The 18,174-nt window shown below is 73.2% G+C and carries 8 protein-coding genes; 6 read left to right on the forward strand and 2 right to left on the reverse strand.

Translation table 11 applies throughout. The features are described from left to right. Nucleotides 1-50 precede the first annotated feature (50 nt). The 6 genes from ACIQMV_RS17030 (at nt 51) to ACIQMV_RS17055 (ending at nt 6,810) form a co-directional block, all read left to right on the forward strand. The gene (locus tag ACIQMV_RS17030; protein ID WP_402593490.1) at nt 51-1,685 is read left to right on the forward strand and encodes a sugar ABC transporter ATP-binding protein; all 1,635 of its coding nucleotides are present in this window, start codon (nt 51-53) and stop codon (nt 1,683-1,685) included. After that, entirely contained in the window at nt 1,682-2,650 is a 969-nt protein-coding gene (locus ACIQMV_RS17035) for an ABC transporter permease (protein ID WP_402593492.1), read from the forward strand. Before ACIQMV_RS17030 ends, ACIQMV_RS17035 begins: the two co-directional genes overlap by 4 nt. After that, complete coding sequence (locus ACIQMV_RS17040) at nt 2,647-3,672, forward strand: ABC transporter permease (protein ID WP_402593494.1); 1,026 nt, start codon at nt 2,647-2,649, stop codon at nt 3,670-3,672. The genes ACIQMV_RS17035 and ACIQMV_RS17040 overlap by 4 nt, the downstream gene beginning before the upstream one ends. A 63-nt stretch (nt 3,673-3,735) precedes the next feature. After that, nucleotides 3,736-4,752: a LacI family DNA-binding transcriptional regulator gene (locus ACIQMV_RS17045; RefSeq protein ID WP_141356578.1), complete on the forward strand. Its 1,017-nt coding sequence runs from the start codon at nt 3,736-3,738 to the stop codon at nt 4,750-4,752. A 33-nt stretch (nt 4,753-4,785) separates the two neighbouring features. Next, on the forward strand, nt 4,786-5,877 hold the full coding sequence (locus tag ACIQMV_RS17050; RefSeq protein ID WP_402593496.1) for an aldose epimerase family protein: 1,092 nt from the start codon (nt 4,786-4,788) through the stop codon (nt 5,875-5,877). Between the two features lie 18 nt (nt 5,878-5,895). Next, complete coding sequence (locus ACIQMV_RS17055) at nt 5,896-6,810, forward strand: RNA repair domain-containing protein (protein WP_402593498.1); 915 nt, start codon at nt 5,896-5,898, stop codon at nt 6,808-6,810. 228 nt (nt 6,811-7,038) lie between these two features. Here ACIQMV_RS17055 and ACIQMV_RS17060 read toward each other — a convergent pair whose 3' ends face one another. Then, nucleotides 7,039-7,800, reverse strand: a complete 762-nt coding sequence (locus ACIQMV_RS17060; protein ID WP_402593499.1) for a thioesterase II family protein — start codon at nt 7,798-7,800, stop codon at nt 7,039-7,041. A gap of 111 nt (nt 7,801-7,911) precedes the next feature. Continuing rightward, a partial coding sequence (locus ACIQMV_RS17065) for an SDR family NAD(P)-dependent oxidoreductase (RefSeq protein WP_402593501.1) occupies nt 7,912-18,174 on the reverse strand: 10,263 nt, incomplete at its 5' end.

Raw genomic sequence — 18,174 nt, forward strand, 5'->3', positions numbered from 1 at the left:
TGACCGGGCGGCCCGCTCCCCGCTGACCGACCGACGGAAGGCCTGACCCCATGGCACCCCCCGAAGCGGCTGTCGCCGCACCGCATCCGGACGCGGACGGCGCCGCGCCACCGACGGTGCTGGAGGCCGTCGGCGTCGGCAAACGCTTCGCCGGCGTGGTGGCGCTCGACGACGTCTCCCTGACGCTGCGCCGCGGTGAGATCCACGCCCTGGTCGGCGAGAACGGCGCCGGCAAGTCCACGCTGGTCAAGGTGCTCACCGGAGTGCACCGCCCCGACACCGGGGAGCTGCGCCTGGGCGGGCAGCCGGTCTCGTTCGCCCGGCCGCACGAGGCGCAGCAGGCGGGCGTCTCGACCATCTACCAGGAGGTCAACCTCGTCCCGATGATGAGCGTGGCGCGGAACATCTTCCTGGGCCGCGAGCCCAAGAACCGCCTGCGCCTGATCGACTTCCCCCGGATGCACCGGGAGGCGGCCGAGCTGCTGGCCGGCTTCGGGGTCACGGCCGATGTGCGCCGTCCCCTGAACACCCTGGGCGTGGGCACCCAGCAGATGGTGGCACTGGCACGGGCCGTCTCGGTGCGGGCCCGGGTGGTGGTGATGGACGAGCCGACCTCCGCGCTGGAGCCGCGCGAGGTGGAGACGCTGTTCCGGGTCATCGAGGACCTGCACAGCCGGGACATCGCCGTCCTCTACGTCAGCCACCGGATGGACGAGCTGTACCGCATCTGCGACCGGGTCACCGTGCTCCGCGACGGGCGGCTGGTGCACACCGGCGCCCTCGCGGATCTGGACCGTATGCAGTTGGTCTCGATGATGCTCGGCCGGGAGGTCGCCGAGGTCCGACGGCACGGCGTCACCGGCTTCGGCGCCGCTCACGACGCCGCCCGTGAACCGGTGCTCACCGCCGAGAGGCTGAGCCGCCGTCATCTGCTCGACGAGGTGTCGCTGGAACTGCGTCCGGGGGAGGTTCTGGGCCTGGGCGGACTGCTGGGTTCCGGCCGTACCGAGACCGCGAAGGCCCTGGTCGGTGCGCTGCCGCTGGACTCCGGCACGGTCTCGGTGGCGGGCGGAGAGCTGCGCCGCCCGTCTCCCGCCGCGGCGATCCGGGCCGGTATCAGCCTGCTCTCCGAGGACCGCAAGGCCGAGGGGATCGTGCCCGGTCTGTCGGTGCGGGAGAACATCGTCCTGGCCGCCATGCCCCGTCTGTCCCGGGCCGGTGTCGTCTCCCGCAAGCGGCAGGACCGCATCGTCGAGATCTTCATGAAGCGGCTGCGGATCAAGGCGGCCGGCCCCGAGCAGAAGGTCGAGGAGCTCTCCGGCGGCAATCAGCAGAAGGTGCTGCTGGCACGCTGGCTCTGCCTGGAGCCCAAAGTCCTGCTGCTGGACGAGCCCACCCGCGGGATCGACGTCGGCGCCAAGGCCGAGGTGCAGGCCCTCATCGACGAACTGGCGCAGGAGGGACTGGCGGTGCTGCTGATCTCCTCCGACGTCGAGGAGCTGGTGGAGGGCGCGGACCGGCTGGTGGTGCTGCGCGGCGGCACGGTGGCCGGTGAACTGGCCGGCGACCTGGTCAGCGAGCCCGAACTGCTGGACATGCTGGCCGCCCACACCTCCGAGCCCGCTGCCGCGGCGCCGCACACACCGCCGCGCACACCGCCGCACACGGACAAGGAGCAGGAATGACCCAGCTGTCGCCGGCACTGGGACGGAGCGCGGTGCGGCTCGCCGCACCGGCCTGGTTCCAGAAGTACGGCGTCTATACCGCGGTGTTGGTGCTGCTCGCCTTCAACGCCGCGTTCACCGACCACTTCCTGACGGTCGCCAACCTGCGGACCCAGCTGGTGCAGGTCTCCCCGGTCGTCATCGTGGCGCTCGGCATGGCGCTGGTCATCGGCACCGAGGGCGTGGATCTGTCGGTGGGGTCCACGATGGCGCTGGCCGCCGCCGTGCTGCCCCTCTATCTCGGCTACGGTCTGGTTCCGGCGCTGCTCGTGGCGCTGGTGGCCGGGGTCGTCGTGGGCGCGGTCAACGGCACCCTGGTCGCCGTGGTGGGCCTGCAACCCATCGTGGCCACCCTCGCCCTGTTCGTCGGAGGCCGGGGACTGGCCCTGGTGATGGCCGACGGGCAGCTCAAGCAGATCGTCAACCCGGACCTGCTGGCGCTGGGCAGCGGGGAGGTGCTGGGCATCCCCGTGGTGGTACTGACCGCGGGCGTCCTGGCACTGGCGGTGGCCGGCGTCGTGCACCGCACCACCTTCGGCCGGCAACTGGTCGCGGTGGGCGGCAACCGGGCCGCCGCCGGACTCGCCGGACTGCCGGTCAAGCGGGTCCTGATCGGCGTCTACGTGCTGTGCGGCGTCCTCGCGGCGCTCGCCGGCGTGCTGGCCACCGCCCGGCTGACCGCCAGTGACCCCTCCGCGCTCGGCAACCTCATGGAGCTGTCCGCGATCACCGCGGTGGTGGTCGGCGGCACGCCGCTGACCGGCGGCTCGGTACGGGTGCTGGGCACCGTCACCGGCGCACTGCTGATGCAGCTGCTGCGGGCCACCCTGGTCAAGCACGATCTGCCGGACTCCACCGCGCAGATCGCCCAGGCCGCCATCATCCTCGTCGCCGTCTACGTCGCCCGGGAGCGCAGGTCCCGATGAAGTCACTCACCATCCCCCGGCAGCTGTCGGCCGCCCTCCGTCCGACGGCGGCGTCCCCCTCCCCCACCGCCGGCCAGGAGCGGATCACGACGCTCCTGCAACGGCACGGCGCCCTCGCCGTCCTGGTGGCGGTCGTCCTCGTCTCCTCGTTCGTCTTCCCGTCCTTCGGCACACTCGACAACGCCCAGAACATCGCCGTACAGGCGTCCTTCATCGCCGTCGTCGCCCTGGGCATGACGCTGGTGATCATCACCGGCGGCATCGACCTCTCGGTCGGATCGGTGTTCGCGCTCGGCGGCGTGCTGGCCGCCTGGGCCTCGCAGTACGGTCTCTGGGCCGCGCTGCTGCTGCCGCTGGCCGTCTGCGGGGCGATCGGCACACTCAACGGGCTGCTGATCGCACGGGCCGGCATGGCCCCCTTCATCGTCACCCTGGCCACCCTGCTGGGGGCCCGCGGCCTGCTGCTCGCCCTCACCCACGAGGGCGCCACCACCTATCTGGTGCCCCGGGGCTCGGCCTTCGCCGAACTCGGCCAGGGGGCGGTGGGCGGCTTCGGGTATCCGGTGCTCATCGCGCTGGCCCTGTTCGCCGCGGGCGGGGCGGTGTTGCAGCGCACCTCGTTCGGCCAGTCGCTGTTCGCGGTGGGCGGCAGTGCCGACGCCGCGACCCTGATGGGGCTGCCGGTGGCCCGCACACGGGTCCTGGTCTACCTGCTCAGCGGTCTGCTCGCCGGGTTCGCCGGAGCGCTCAACGCCGCCCGGCTCTCCTCCGGAGTGACGATCATCGGCGTGGGCATGGAGCTGGACGCCATCGCCGCGGTGGTCATCGGCGGCACCCTGCTGATCGGCGGCGCCGGCTCGGTGAGCGGCACCCTCTGGGGAGTGCTGCTGCTCGCGGTCATCCAGAATCTGATCAACCAGATAGGCTCGCTCAATTCGTCCTATCAGTCCGTGGTCAGCGGCGGCTTCCTCATCGTGGTGGTCGTGGCCCAGCGGTACCTGGCGCGGGCACGCCGCACCTGATGACAGACGCCGTGCCGCAGGACCGTCGCAGTCCTGCGCCCGGCCCGACAAGGAGGGAACGCCGTGGGCGTCAGCCTCAAAGACGTCGCGCTGCGAGCGGGAGTGTCCATCAAGACCGTCTCGAACGTCGTCAACGACTATCCGCACGTCACCCCGGCCATGCGGGCCCGGGTGCAACAGGCGATCGACGAACTCGGCTACCGACCCAATCTCACCGCGCGCCACCTGCGCAAGGGCCGCACCGGGATCATCGCGCTGGCCGTACCCGAACTCGGCAACCCGTACTTCGCCGAGCTGGCCAGCGCGGTCATCGACGCCGCGGCCCGCCACCACTACACCGTGCTCCTCGACCACACCGCCGGCATGCGGGAGAAGGAGATGCTCGTCTGCCAGGGGTTCCGGACCCATGTGATCGACGGTTTGATCCTCTCCCCGATCGAGCTGGAGAACCAGGACCTGCGCGGCCGCACCGACACATCACCGTTGGTGCTGCTCGGCGAGCGGGAGTACGACGCCCCCTACGACCACATCGCGATCGACAACGTCGCCGCCGCGCGCAGCGCGGTCCGCCACCTGGTGGGGATGGGACGGCAGCGGATCGCCTTCCTCGGCGCGCGGGCGGAGAGCGCCCGGCAGCCCGCCCACCTGCGCCTCCAGGGGTGGCGGGAGGAGCTGGCCGCGGCCGGGCTGCCGCACGACGACTCTCTGGTGGCCCCCACCGACGGCTACGGCCGGGCGGACGGCGCGCAGGCCATGACCGTCCTGTTGGACCGCGGAGTGCGGCCCGACGCGGTCTTCGCCTACAACGACCTCCAGGCGATCGGCGCCATGAGGGTGCTCGGCGAGCGCGGGCTGCGCGTCCCGCAGGACGTCGCGGTGGTCGGGTTCGACGACATCGAGGAGGGCCGCTTCGGGGCGATCACCCTGACCACCGTCTCCCCCGACAAGCAGGCCATCGCCCGCCAGGCCGTCGGCTGCGTCATCTCGCGGCTGACCGGCTCGGCCGACGGAGAGCCGCGCCGGCTGCGACCGGGCCACGACCTGGTGGTACGCGAGTCCACCCTGGGCCGCCACCGCTGAACCGGCCCGCCACCCCCCTTCCCGAGGACCTCCATGCCCGGACCCGCCCCGCGCTGCTCCCCCTTCGGCACCACGCCCGACGGCACACCGGTGGAACGCTGGCACCTCGACTCCGGCCGCGGCGTGCGCGCCGAGGTGCTCACCTACGGCGGCATCCTGCACGCCCTGGAGGTGCCGGACCGTGACGGAGTCGCACGCTCGGTCGTCCTGTCACTGACCGGCACCGAGGACTACGCCGGCCCGAGCCCGTACCTGGGGGCCCTGGTGGGGCGGTACGCCAACCGGATCGCCGACGGCCGCTTCACCCTGGACGGCCGGGCACACCAGGTGCCGGTGAACGACCGGGGCCACGCCCTGCACGGCGGCCCGGACGGCTTCGACCGGCGGATCTGGGCGGCCTCGCCCGTGCTGGGCGACGACCGCGCGGGGGTACGCCTCACGCTGCGCAGCCCCGACGGCGACATGGGTTTCCCCGGAACACTGGACGTCACGGCCACCTACGTCCTCGACGCCCGGGGAACCCTGGCGCTGGACTACCGGGCCGTCACCGACCGGCCGACCGTCGTCAACCTCACCAACCACGCCTACTTCAACCTGTCGGGTGCCGGCACGGTGGCCGACCACATGCTCCAGCTGGACGCGGACCGTTACCTGCCACTGTCCGGCGAAGCCATCCCGTACGGGCCCAGCGCGGCGACGGCCGGCACCCCCTTCGACTTCACCCGCGCGCACGCCATCGGCGCCCGCCTGCACGATCCCGACCCGCAACTGCGGGCGGCCGGCGGCTACGACCACTGCTGGGTGCTGCGCCCGCCCTCGGACGGGTCGGCCCTGCGGCGTGCGGCCCGCCTCGAGGATCCGGAGAGCGGGCGGGCCATGGAGGTCTGGACCACCGAACCGGGCCTCCAGGTGTACACCGGCAACCAGCTCGACGGGACGCTCAAGGACGCGGCGGGCCACCGCCACGAGCGATACGCGGCCGTCTGCCTGGAGACCCAGCACCTGCCCGACTCGCCGAACCGACCGGAGTACCCGAGCACGGTCCTGCGCCCGGGCTCCGTCCTGACCAGCCGCACCGAGTACCGCCTCGTCCCGGGCGGCACCCTGGAGGAGGAGAGGGTGTAGGGCGGGAGAGGAGGCGTGATGCGAACCAGCGACGAGATCTATCACCGGGTCCGCTGGGACCCCCGGTTCGACCCGTCCCGGTTCGTGCTGGGGATCAGCCTGCGCGGGGACGGCGTCGCACGCGTCCCGCTGCCTTCCTTCGTGCCCGGGGGCGACATCCCCTGGCACCGGGTGGTGTTCATCGAGGCGGACGACGAGGTGGTCTGGGACCGGTCCACGGGCGTGGACCGCGTCGACGCGTCCGGCGCCGGCCGGGTGCGGGACCCGCGAACGGTCCCGGGCTTCGACGCGACCTCCGGCAGCGGCGAGCCCGTCGGTGTCCTCGACGTGTTCCCGACGGCCCGCACGGCGGTGGCCTGGATCCCGCCCGCGGAACTGTGGCCGCCGGTCCAGGACATCCGCCGGGATTACGATCCGCAGATCCACCGGTGGCCGCCGCACGTCAATGTGCTCTACGGCTTCGTACCGGAGTCCGACTTCGCGCGGGCGGCCCCGCTGCTCGCCGCGGCGACGGCCGCGGCGCCGGTCTTCACCGTCCGGCTGGACGGGGTGCGCACCTTCCGGCACAGGGCGTACTTCACCGTGTGGCTCGACCCGACGGCAGCCGGCGAGGCGCCGTGGGCGGACCTGTACCACGCACTGCGGCAGCGGTTCCCGCGCTGCCGTGGGCCCGCCAAGGACTTCACCCCCCATCTGTCCCTGGGCCGGACCCGGGACCCCCGGCGAGTCACCGCCGACTGCGCCACCCGGCTCGACGCCATGACGGCGACGGTCTGGGAACTCGTCCTGCTCTCCCGCAGGGGCGACGGACCGATGCGGCCACGGGCCACGGTCGCCCTGCGCACGGGCGAGCTCCGCCGGCTGCCCACGCCCGGCCCCGAAGCACCGGGCCCGGAGGACACGGCATGGCTCGCCGCGATCACCGAAAGGTGAGGCGACGTGTGGCCGGGCCCGCGCGACACCTCGTGACGTCCCGAAACCCGCTCGCCGAACGCGCATGGCCCAGCCCTCCGGAGGCCGTCCGTTCCGCCCGCCGCCCATGGCCTGACGACGGGCGGAACGGCAGACGCCAGGGTCTTTCGCTCGGATCAGGCCGGATCAGGGAGCGGGGTCCGGTGCCGTGCCGGGCCCGTGAGCCCGGCATGATCCGAGCGAGAGGCCCTAGCCCTGCCCGGTGAGGTGCTTCCTGAGGGAGGCGATGACCGCGGGCGCCTCCGCCGTCAGGTAGAAGTGGCCGCCGGGGTAGACCTGGAGGTCGAAGTCGCCGGTGGTGTGGCCGCGCCACGCCTCGGCCTCGGCCATCGACGTCTTGGGGTCGCTGTCGCCGGTGAGGACGGTGATCGGGGCGCGGACGGTGACGTCGGGAGCGCACCGATAGGTCTCGATCGCCTCGTAGTCGCTGCGGATGGCGGGGAGGATCATGCGCAGGATCTCCTCGTCGCCGAGCAGCGCGGTGTCGGTGCCGGCGAGGAGTTTCAGTTCCCGCACGATGCCCTCGTCGGACAGGCGGTGCACCCGCTCGTCGCGGACGGTCGACGGCGCGCGTCGCCCGGACGCGAACAACCGGACGAGCTCACCGCCGTCGGCCTCCAGCCGGCGGGCCACCTCGAAGGCCAGGGTGGCGCCCATGCTGTGCCCGAAGAACGTGGTCGGCCGCGCCTTGAGGGCGGGGCCGAGGGCGTCGTAGAGCTGGTCGGCGAGGGTGGCGATGTCCGTGGGCGACACTTCCTTGCGCCGGTCCTGTCGTCCCGGGTACTGCACCGCGAAAACCTCGGCCACGGAGGACAGTTGGGCGGACACGGGGAAGTAGAAGGACGCCGAGCCGCCCGCGTGCGGGAAGCAGTGGAGCTGGGCGGAGCGGGACGGGGCCGGGTGAAAGCACCGGGCCCACAGGCTCTCCTCGGTGGACGTGCGAGTTGTCACGCTTTCTTGGACCTTTCGTGAGCGTCGGCATGGTGCCGGGGTGGCATGCGGCGTGTACGGGCGGAGCCGCGGCGGGGTCCCGCGGGCCGCGGGGGCGGCCCGCGGGGCGGGTCAGTTCAGGCCGAGTTCGTCATCGAGGAGCGCGAACATGTCCTCGTCGGAGGCCCCGTCCAGGTCGTCCTTCGAGGAGTCCTCGCCGGACGAGTCCGTACGGCCCAGCTCGGCCCACTTGGTCCTGAGGACCTCGATCCGGCCGGTCACCCGACGGTGCTCGTCCGCGTCGTCGAGGCTGAGTCCGGCGATCGCCTTCTCCAGCGCGTCGAGCGCCGAGAGCACCGAACCGGCGCCCGCCTGGTCGTCGGTGACGAGCCGTCCGCGCAGGTGCCGGACGACATCGGCCGTCGTCGGGTAGTCGAACAGCAGCGTGGCGGGCAGCCGCAGACCGGTGGCCGCGTTGAGCCGGTTCCGGAACTCGACCGCGGTCAGCGAGTCGAAGCCCAGTTCCTGGAACTGACGCTCCGCGCCGATCGCCGAGCCGTCCCGGTGTCCGAGCACCGCCGCCGCCTGTCCACGCACCAGCTTGAGCAGCACCTCCTCCTGCTCCTGCGCACCCAGTCCGGCGAGCTGCCGGGTGAGCGTGTCCGCGGACGGCACCGCGCCCCGGGCCGCGGCCCGCCGCGCGGGCACCCGGATCAGGCCGCGCAGCAGGGCGGACACATCACCCCGGGCACGCAGTACGGCGAGGTCCAGCCGGACCGGCAGCGCCAGCGCCCGGTCGCCCGCGACCACCGCGTCGAACAGGGCGTGGCCCTGCTCGACCGTCAGCGGCGGCATCCCGGAACGTGCCAGTCGGTCGGCCTCGGCGTCCGAGAGGGTGCCCGTCATGCCGCTGTCCTGCTCCCACGGGCCCCACGCGAGGGACACGCCGGGCAGTCCGTCGGCGCGGCGCCGCGCCATCAGGGCGTCCAGGAACGTGTTGGCCGACGCGTAGTTGGCCTGCCCCGCACCGCCGAACACACCGGCCACGGACGAGTAGACGACGAACGTGTCCAGATCCAGGCCGCGGGTCGCCTCGTGCAGGTGCCACACCGCGTCCGCCTTGGGCCGCAGCACCGTGGCGAGGCGCTCCGGCGTCAGCGAGCCGACCACACCGTCGTCGAGGACACCGGCCGTGTGGACGACCGCCGACAGCGGACGGTCCTGGGGTGCCGCCGCGACCAGGGCGGCCACGGCCTCCCGGTCGGCGACGTCGCACGCCCGCACGGTGACCTCGGCGCCCATTTCCTCCAGTTCGGCGACGAGCTTGCTCGCGCCGTCCGCCTCGAGACCGCTGCGGCTGGCGAGGAGCAGGCTCCGTACGCCGTGCGTGGCCACCAGGTGCCGGGCGAGGAGCCGGCCGAGGCCTCCGGTGCCGCCGGTGACCAGGACGGTCCCGGTGGTCCGGAACGTGCCGGACGTGCCGTCCGCCGCAGTGGCGGAGGCGAGTTCCGGCCGTGCGGTGTCGAGCCGGGCGAGGCGCGCGGCCACGACCTCGGTGCCGCGCAGCGCGAGTTGCGGTTCCTCGGCGCCGGCCGTCAGGGCCTCGACGAGCCCGGCGGACGGGTCCGCCGCGGCCGGATCGAGGTCGAGCAGGCCGAAGCAGCCGGGGTTCTCCGTCTGCGCCGACCGCACCAGGCCCCAGACCGCGGCGGCCGCGAGGTCCACGGTCCCGCCGCCGTCCACGGCGACCGCGCCACGGGTGACGAACACCAGCCGCGAGGCCGCGAGCGCCTCCTCACCGGGCCACTGCTGAAGGAGCGCGAGCACCCGCGCGGTGACCTCCCGGACCGCGCCGGGCAGATCGTCCCCGCCGGCCGGGGCTCCGGCGACCGGGACGAGCACCATGTCCGGTACGGCGGCGTCGGACGAGGCGGGCAGCGCGGTGAGGTCGGCCGCCGCGCCGACCGTGAGACCGGAGCCGGTGAGCGCGTCGGCCAGGCCGAAGGGGTCGTCCCCGACGACCGCGACCGACGCGGGCCGCGCGGCCCCGGTGCCGGCCACCGGCGTCCAGTCGACGCCGAACAGCGTGTTCTGGTCTTCGCCCGCGGACTTCAGCTGGTCACCGGTGACCGTGCGGGTGAGGAGCCGGTCGACGGTGACCACCGGCGCACCGGCCGGGTCCACCGCGTTCACCGACAGCGCGTTGTCGCCCGCGGGGGCCAGCCGCACCCGCAGCGCCGAGGCGCCGGAGGCGTGCAGCGCGACGCCCTCCCACGAGAACGGCAGGGCACCTCCGCCGTCGCCCTCCTCGGCGCCGGCGGCGCCCAGCATGGTGGCGTGCAGCGCGGAGTCGAGGAGCGCCGGGTGCAGACCGAAGTCGGCCGCCTCGCCACTGCCTTCCTCGGGCAGCGCGACCTCGGCGAAGAGCTCATCGCCACGGCGCCACACGGCGCGCAGACCCCGGAAGGGCGGTCCGTACGCGAATCCGGCCTCGGCGAACGCCTGGTAGCAGTCCTCGGTGTCCAGCGGTTCGGCATCCCGCGGCGGCCACACCTCGGTGTCGAAGCCCTGGTCCGGTGCGGTGGTGCCGGGCGCCAGGACACCGGCCGCGTGCTGGGCCCACTCCGACTCGCCGGCGCCTTCGGGACGCGAGTACACCCCGACCACGCGCCGGCCGGAGTCGTCCGGGACGGCGACGGCGACCTGCACCTGGAGCGCGCCCCGCTCGGGCAGGACCAGCGGCGCGGCGAGGGTCAGTTCCTCCACCCGATCGCAGCCGATCTCGTCGCCCGCGCGGACCGCCATCTCCAGCAGGGCCGTGCCCGGCAGCAGGACGGTGCCCATGACGGCGTGGCCGGCCAGCCACGGGTGCGAGGTCAGCGACAGGCGACCGGTGAACAACACGCCCTGTCCCGCGGCGAGTTCGACGGCGGCGCCCAGCAGCGGGTGCTCGGCGGAGCCGAGACCGGCGGCGCGGACGTCACCGGTGGCGGAGGCCCGGCCGGTCGGCCAGAACCACTGGTGCTGGAAGGCGTAGGTGGGCAGATTCACCCGGCGGGCACCGGTACCGGCCAGCAGGTCCTGCCAGCCTCCCCCGATCCCCCGCGTGTACAGCCCGGCCCGGCCCAGCAGGGCGGTCGTCTCCTCGTCACGGTCCTTGCGCAGCAGCGGGACGGTGACGGTGTCGTCGCCGGTCAGCGACTCCTGGGCCATCGCGGACAGGACCCCGTCCGGACCCAGCTCCAGGAAGGTGGTCACCCCTTGCTCTTCGAGCGTGGCCACCCCGTCCGCGAAACGGACCGCCTCACGGACGTGGCGCACCCAGTACTCGGGCGAGCACAGCTCCTCGGCCGCGGCCAGGGAACCCGACAGGTTCGACACCACCGGAATCACCGGGGCGGCGTACGACAACTCCTCGGCCACCGCCCGGAACTCGTCCAGCATCGGATCCATCAACGGCGAGTGGAACGCGTGCGACACCCGCAGCCGGGTGGTCTTGCGGCCCTCCGCCTCGAACCGCGCGGCCAGCTCCAGTACGGCACCTTCGACGCCCGACACCACTACGGACGTCGGTCCGTTGAGTGCGGCGATCGACACCTCGTCCGTGAGGTACGGGGTGACCTCATCCTCCGTGGCCTGCACCGCCACCATCGCGCCACCGGCCGGCAGCCCCTGCATCAGACGACCACGAGCCGCCACCAAGCGGGCCGCGTCCTCCAGCGAGAACACCCCGGCCACATGCGCGGCGGCGATCTCACCGATCGAGTGACCGGCCACGAAGTCCGGCCTCACACCCCACGACTCCACCAGCCGATAAAGCGCCACCTCAACGGCGAACAGCGCGGGCTGAGTCCACCCCGTCTCATGCAGCAGACCGGCGTCCTCACCCCACATCACCTCCCGCAGCGAAACACCCAACTCACCATCCAGAACGGCCAGTACGGCATCCAGAGCCTCAGCGAACACCGGGAACCGGCCATACACCTCACGACCCATCCCGAGCCGCTGCGAACCCTGACCCGAGAACAGCGCCGCCGAGCGACCGGACACCACCGTGCCCGACACCGCCGCCGGATCGGCCGCGCCCGCCGCCAGGGCGGTGAGGGCGCGGACCGTCTCCTCGGGCTCACCGGCCAGCACCACCGCGCGGTGGGCGAACAGCGAGCGGGTGACGAGCAGGGAGTGGGCCACGTCGGCCGGACGCGGTGCCGGCTCTTCGGCGACCGCGGCGAGCAGGCGGGCGGCCTGGTCGCGCAGCGCCTCCGGCGACTTGCCGGACAGCACCCACGGCACCACCGCGGGCTCCACCACGTCCGCCTCCGGTGCCGAGGCATCGACCACCGTGCCCCGGATCACCTTCGCGGGCTGCTCCAGGATCACGTGGGCGTTCGTACCGCTGATACCGAAGGACGACACCCCCGCACGACGCACGTGCTCCGTCTCCGGCCACACGGTCCGCTCGGCAAGCAGCTCGACCGCGCCCTCGGTCCAGTCGACGTGCGAGGACGGAGCGTCGACGTGCAGGGTGCGCGGCAGCACACCATGACGCATCGCCATCACCATCTTGATGACACCCGCGACACCGGCCGCGGCCTGCGTGTGACCGATGTTCGACTTCACCGAGCCCAGCAGCAGCGGCTGCTCCGCATCACGGTCACGGCCGTAAGTGGCCAGCAGCGCCTGCGCCTCGATCGGGTCACCCAACGTCGTACCCGTGCCATGCGCCTCGACGACATCGACATCACCGGCCGACAGCCCGCCACTGGCCAGCGCCTGGCGGATCACCCGCTGCTGCGAGGGCCCGTTGGGGGCGGTGAGGCCGTTGGACGCGCCGTCCTGGTTGATGGCGGAGCCGCGCAGGACGGCGAGGATGTCGTGACCGTTGCGGATCGCATCCGACTGCCGCTCAAGGACCAGCATGCCCACACCCTCGGACCAGCCGACACCGTCCGCCGAGTCCGAGAACGCCTTGCACCGGCCGTCGGGCGACAGACCCCGCTGGCGGGAGAACTCGATGAAGGTGCCCGGGGTGGAGATGACCGTCACGCCGCCGGCCAGGGCGAGCGAGCACTCGCCTGCCCGCAGGGCCTGGGCCGCGAGGTGCATCGCCACCAGCGACGACGAGCACGCGGTGTCGACGGTGACGGCCGGGCCCTCGAAGCCGAAGGTGTACGAGACACGGCCGGAGGCCACGCTGCCCGCGCTGCCCTGACCCTGGAGGCCCTCGAACTCCTTGCCACCGAGGAGGGAACCGTAGTCGCTGTACATCACACCGGCGAACACACCGGTCGCACTGCCCCGCAGACCGACCGGGTCGATGCCGGCCCGCTCGATCGCCTCCCACGACGCCTCAAGCAGCAAGCGCTGCTGCGAGTCCGTCGCCAGCGCCTCACGCGGGCTCATCCCGAAGAAGTCGGCGTCGAACTCACCGGCGTTCTCCAGGAATCCGCCGGAGCGGGTGTACGACGTGCCGAGATGCTCGGGGTCCGGGTCGTAGACCGACTCGATGTCCCAGCCGCGGTTGGCCGGGAACTCGGTGATGGCGTCCGTGCCTTCGAGAACCAGTCGCCACAGGTCCTCGGGCGAGGCGACCCCGCCCGGGTAGCGGCAGGCCATGCCCACGATGACGATCGGGTCGTCGGTCGTGGACGGCATCAGCTTCACCGGGAGCGCCGACTCGGTCTCGGCACCGAAGAGTTCGTCGTGCAGATGGTTCGCGAGCGTGGCCGCGTTCGGGTAGTCGAAGACCAGCGTCGCGGTCAGGCGCAGTCCGGTGGCCGCGCTCAGCCGGTTACGCAGCTCGACCGCGGTGAGCGAGTCGAAGCCGACGTCCCGGAACTGGGCCGCGGCGTCCACCGACGCGGCGTCGGCGTGTCCGAGGACCAGGGCCGCCTGGGTGCGGACCAGGTCGAGGAGCGCCTCCCGGCGTTCCTCGGCCGTGAGCGCGGTCAGGCGTGCCACGAGCCCGTCGGCGGTGACGGTTCCGCCCGCGACCGTGCGCCGGGTGCGGGTCCGGACGAGGCCGCGGAGTACCGCGGGCACCTCGCCCTGCGCGGCGAGCGCCGCCAGGTCGAGCCGGACCGGGACGACCAGGGCGGTGCCGGTGGTGTCGTCGGCGTCGGCCGCGAGCGCCGCGTCGAAGAGGGCGAAGCCCTGCTCGGCGGCGAGGGGCGGCATCCCGGACCGCGCCAGCCGTTCGGCCTCGGTGTCCGAGAGGGTTTCCGTCATGCCGCCCGCCTGGTTCCAGGGTCCCCAGGCCAGCGACAGACCCGGCAGACCGGCTGCCCGGCGGTGCTCCATGAGCGCGTCCAGGAAGGCGTTGCCGGCCGCGTAGTTGGCCTGTCCCGCCCCGCCGAGGACGCCCGCCACGGACGAGAACACGACGAACGCGTCCAGGTCCAGGCCGCGGGTGGCCTCGTGCAGGTTCCAGGCCGCGTCCGCCTTCGGGCGCAGCACCCGGGCGAGCCGCTCCCCGGTGAGGGAGCCGATCACACCGTCGTCGAGGACACCCGCCGTGTGCACGACCGCGGTGAGCGGGTGCTCCGCCGGGATCCCGGCGACCAGGGCGTTCACGGCGTCCGAGTCGGCGACGTCGCAGGCCTGGACCGTCACATCGGCACCGTGCGCGATGAGTTCGGCGACGAGTTCCGTGGTGCCGGGGGCGTCACCGCCGCGCCTGCTGACCAGCAGCAGGTTGCGGACCCCGTAGGCGTCGACGAGGTGCCGGGCGAACTGGGCGCCGAGGCCGCCGGTGCCGCCGGTGATCAGGACCGTGCCGTCGGCCTGCCACGCGGTGGGCGCGGGCGTGTCGGCGGGGCGGGCCGGCCGGGCGAGCCGGGCGGCGTGCGGCCGGCCGTCGCGCAGCGCGAGCTGCGGTTCGGCGGAGCCGAGCGCCGAGGCGAAGGCGGCGGCGGACTCGGGGGTCCCGTCCAGGTCGACGAGGCCGAGGGCGCCGGGGTGCTCGGTCTGGGCCGAACGGACCAGGCCGTGGACGGCCGCGGCGCCGACGTCCCGGGCGCCGACCACGCCGCGCGTCACCAGGACGAGGCGGGCGCCGGCGAGACGGTCGTCGGACAGCCGGCTCTGGACGGTGTCCAGCGCGTCGGCGGTGAGCCGGTGTGCCGCGTCGGAGGCCGGCTCGTCGGCGTGCGAGGCGACGCCGAGGACGATCACGTCCGACGCGGGCCGGTCCGCAGCGACCGTCGCGGCCACCAGGGCGGCGACGTCCGGGTAGGTCCGCACGGTCGTGCCGGCGCCGGTGAGCGCGGCGGCGAGCCCGAGCGGGTCGCCGTCCGTGCCCAGGAGCGCGACGGTCGCGGGGGCCGCCTCGGTTGCCTGGGCGGGGGTCCACTCGATGCCGAAGAGCGCGTCACGCAGCAGCGCGTCGGTGCCCGTGGTGTCGAGTCCGGTGACGCTCCGGGTGACCAGGGAGCCCACCGAGACGACCGGTGTGCCGGACGGGTCCACGGCGCTGACGGACAGCGTCCGGTCACCGGTCGGCGTCAGCCGGACGCGGAGCACGGTGGCGCCGGAGGCGTGCAGCGAGACGTCCGTCCAGGAGAAGGGCAGTCCGGCCGTGCCGCCGTCGGCGGCCGGGGTCAGCAGCAGGGCGTGCAGCGCGGAGTCGAACAGGGCCGGGTGCAGACCGAAACCGGCGGCCGTGTTCTCGGTGCCCTCCGGCAGAGCCACCTCGGCGAACCACTCGTCGCCGCGGCGCCAGGCCGCGCGCAGCCCCTGGAAGAGGGGTCCGTACACGAACCCGGCCTCGGCGAACTCCTCGTAGCACCCGTCGGCGTCGACGGCCTCGGCGCCCTCGGGCGGCCACACGCTGGTGTCGAGGGCGGCGGGGGCCGGGCCGCTGCCGGCGGGGGCCAGCACACCGGCGGCGTGCTGCGACCAGGCGGTGTCGCCGGTGCCCTCGGGACGTGCGTACACGCCCACGACGCGGCGGCCGGCGGCGTCGGGTGCCTCGACGGCGACCTGGACCTGGACGGCGCCCCGCTCGGGCAGGACCAGCGGCGCGGTGATGGTCAGTTCCTCGACCCGGTCGCTGCCGACCTCGTCGCCGGCGCGGACCGCCATCTCCAGGAGGGCCGTGCCCGGCAGCAGGACGGTGCCGTGGACGGCGTGGTCGGCCAGCCAGGGGTGCAAGTGCAGTGCCAGGCGTCCGGTGAACAGCACGCCCTGTCCCGCGGCGAGTTCGACGGCGGCGCCGAGCAGCGGGTGTTCGGCGGAGCCGAGACCGGCGGCGCGGACATCACCGCCGCCGAGCGGGGCCGCGGGCCAGAACCACTGGTGCTGGAAGGCGTACGTCGGCAGTTCCGCACGGCCTGCGCCGGTACCGGCGAACAGGGCGGACCAGTCGATCCGCAGCCCGCCGGTGTGCAGGCGGGCGAGCGCGGCGACCGCGGTGGTCTCCTCGTCGCGGTCCCTGCGCAGGACCGGGACGGTGACGGCCTCGTCGCCGGTCAGCGACTCCTGGGCCATCGCGGACAGGACCCCGTCCGGACCCAGCTCCAGGAACGTGGTCACACCCTGCTCCTCGAGCGTGGCCACCCCGTCGGCGAAGCAGACCGCCTCACGGACGTGGCGCACCCAGTACTCGGGCGAGCACAGCTCCTCGGCCGTGGCCAGGGAACCGGTCAGGTTCGACACCACCGGAATCTCCGGGGCGGCGTAGGACAGCGTCTCGGCCACCGCCCGGAACTCGTCCAGCATCGGATCCATCAACGGCGAGTGGAACGCGTGCGACACCCGCAGCATCGTCGCCTTGCGGCCTTCCGACTCGAACCGCGCCGCGACCTCCAGCACGGCACCTTCCTCACCCGAAACGACCACCGAGGTAGGCCCGTTGACGGCAGCGACCGACACTTCCTCGCTGAGGTACGGGGCGATCTCGTCCTCGGTGGCCTGGACGGCGACCATCGCGCCACCGGCCGGCAACGCCTGCATCAGACGACCACGAGCCGCCACCAAGCGGGCCGCGTCCTCCAGCGAGAACACCCCAGCCACATGCGCGGCAGCGATCTCACCGATCGAGTGACCAGCCACGAAGTCCGGCGTGACTCCGAAGGACTCCACCAGCCGGTAGAGGGCGACTTCGACAGCGAACAACGCGGGCTGAGTCCACCCCGTCTCATGCAGCAGACCGGCGTCCTCACCCCACATCACCTCCCGCAGCGAACCACCCAACTCACCATCCAGAACGGCGAGAACGGCATCCAGAGCCTCAGCGAACACCGGGAACCGGCCATACACCTCACGACCCATCCCGATCCGCTGCGACCCCTGACCCGAGAACAACGCCGCCGAGCGACCGGTGCGGGCCGGGCCAGACACGGCCGCGGGATCGGGCTCGCCCACCGCGAGGGCCGCCAGGGCGCGGGCCGCGGTGTCCACGTCGGTGGCGAGGACGACCGCGCGGTACTCGAACAGCGACCGGGCGGTGACGAGGGAGGAACCGACGTCCACGAGCGGACGGTCGAGGTGTGCCTCCACCGAGGCGAGCAGCTTCGCCGCCTGGCTGCGGAGCGCCTCCGGCGTCCTGCCGGACAGCACCCACGGCACCACCGCGGGCTCCACCACGTCCGGCTTCGGCACCGCCGAGCCACCGACCACGGTCCCCCGGATCACCTTGTCGGGCTGCTCCAGGATGACGTGGGCGTTGGTGCCGCTGATGCCGAAGGAGGAGACGGCGGCACGGCGCGGGCGGCCGGTCTCGGGCCACGCGGTCTGCTCGGTGAGCAGTTCGACGGCGCCTTCGGTCCAGTCGACGTGCGAGGACGGGGCGTCGATGTGCAGGGTGCGCGGGAGCACACCGTGCCGCATCGCCATGACCATCTTGATCACGCCGGCGACACCGGCCGCGGCCTGCGTGTGACCGATGTTCGACTTCACCGAGCCCAGCAGCAGCGGCTGCTCCGGATCACGGTCACGGCCGTAGGTCGCAAGCAGCGCCTGCGCCTCGATCGGGTCACCCAGCGTCGTACCGGTGCCGTGCGCCTCGACGACATCGACATCGCCCGCCGAGAGCCCACCACTGGCGAGGGCCTGGCGGATGACCCGCTGCTGGGACGGACCGTTCGGAGCCGTCAGGCCGTTGGAGGCACCGTCCTGGTTGACGGCCGAACCGCGGACGACCGCGAGGATCTGGTGACCGTTGCGGATCGCGTCCGACTGCCGCTCAAGGACCAGCATGCCGACACCCTCGGACCAGCCGACACCATCGGCCGAGTCCGAGAACGCCTTGCACCGGCCGTCGGGCGACAGACCCCGCTGACGCGCGAAGTCCACGAACACGGCAGGCGTGGACATCACGGTCACACCACCGGCCAGCGCGAGCGAGATCTCACCCGACCGCAGCGCCTGCATCGCCCAGTGCATCGCCACCAACGA

The sequence above is a fragment of the Streptomyces sp. NPDC091412 genome (genome assembly GCF_044756885.1).
Classification (GTDB): Bacteria; Actinomycetota; Actinomycetes; order Streptomycetales; family Streptomycetaceae; genus Streptomyces.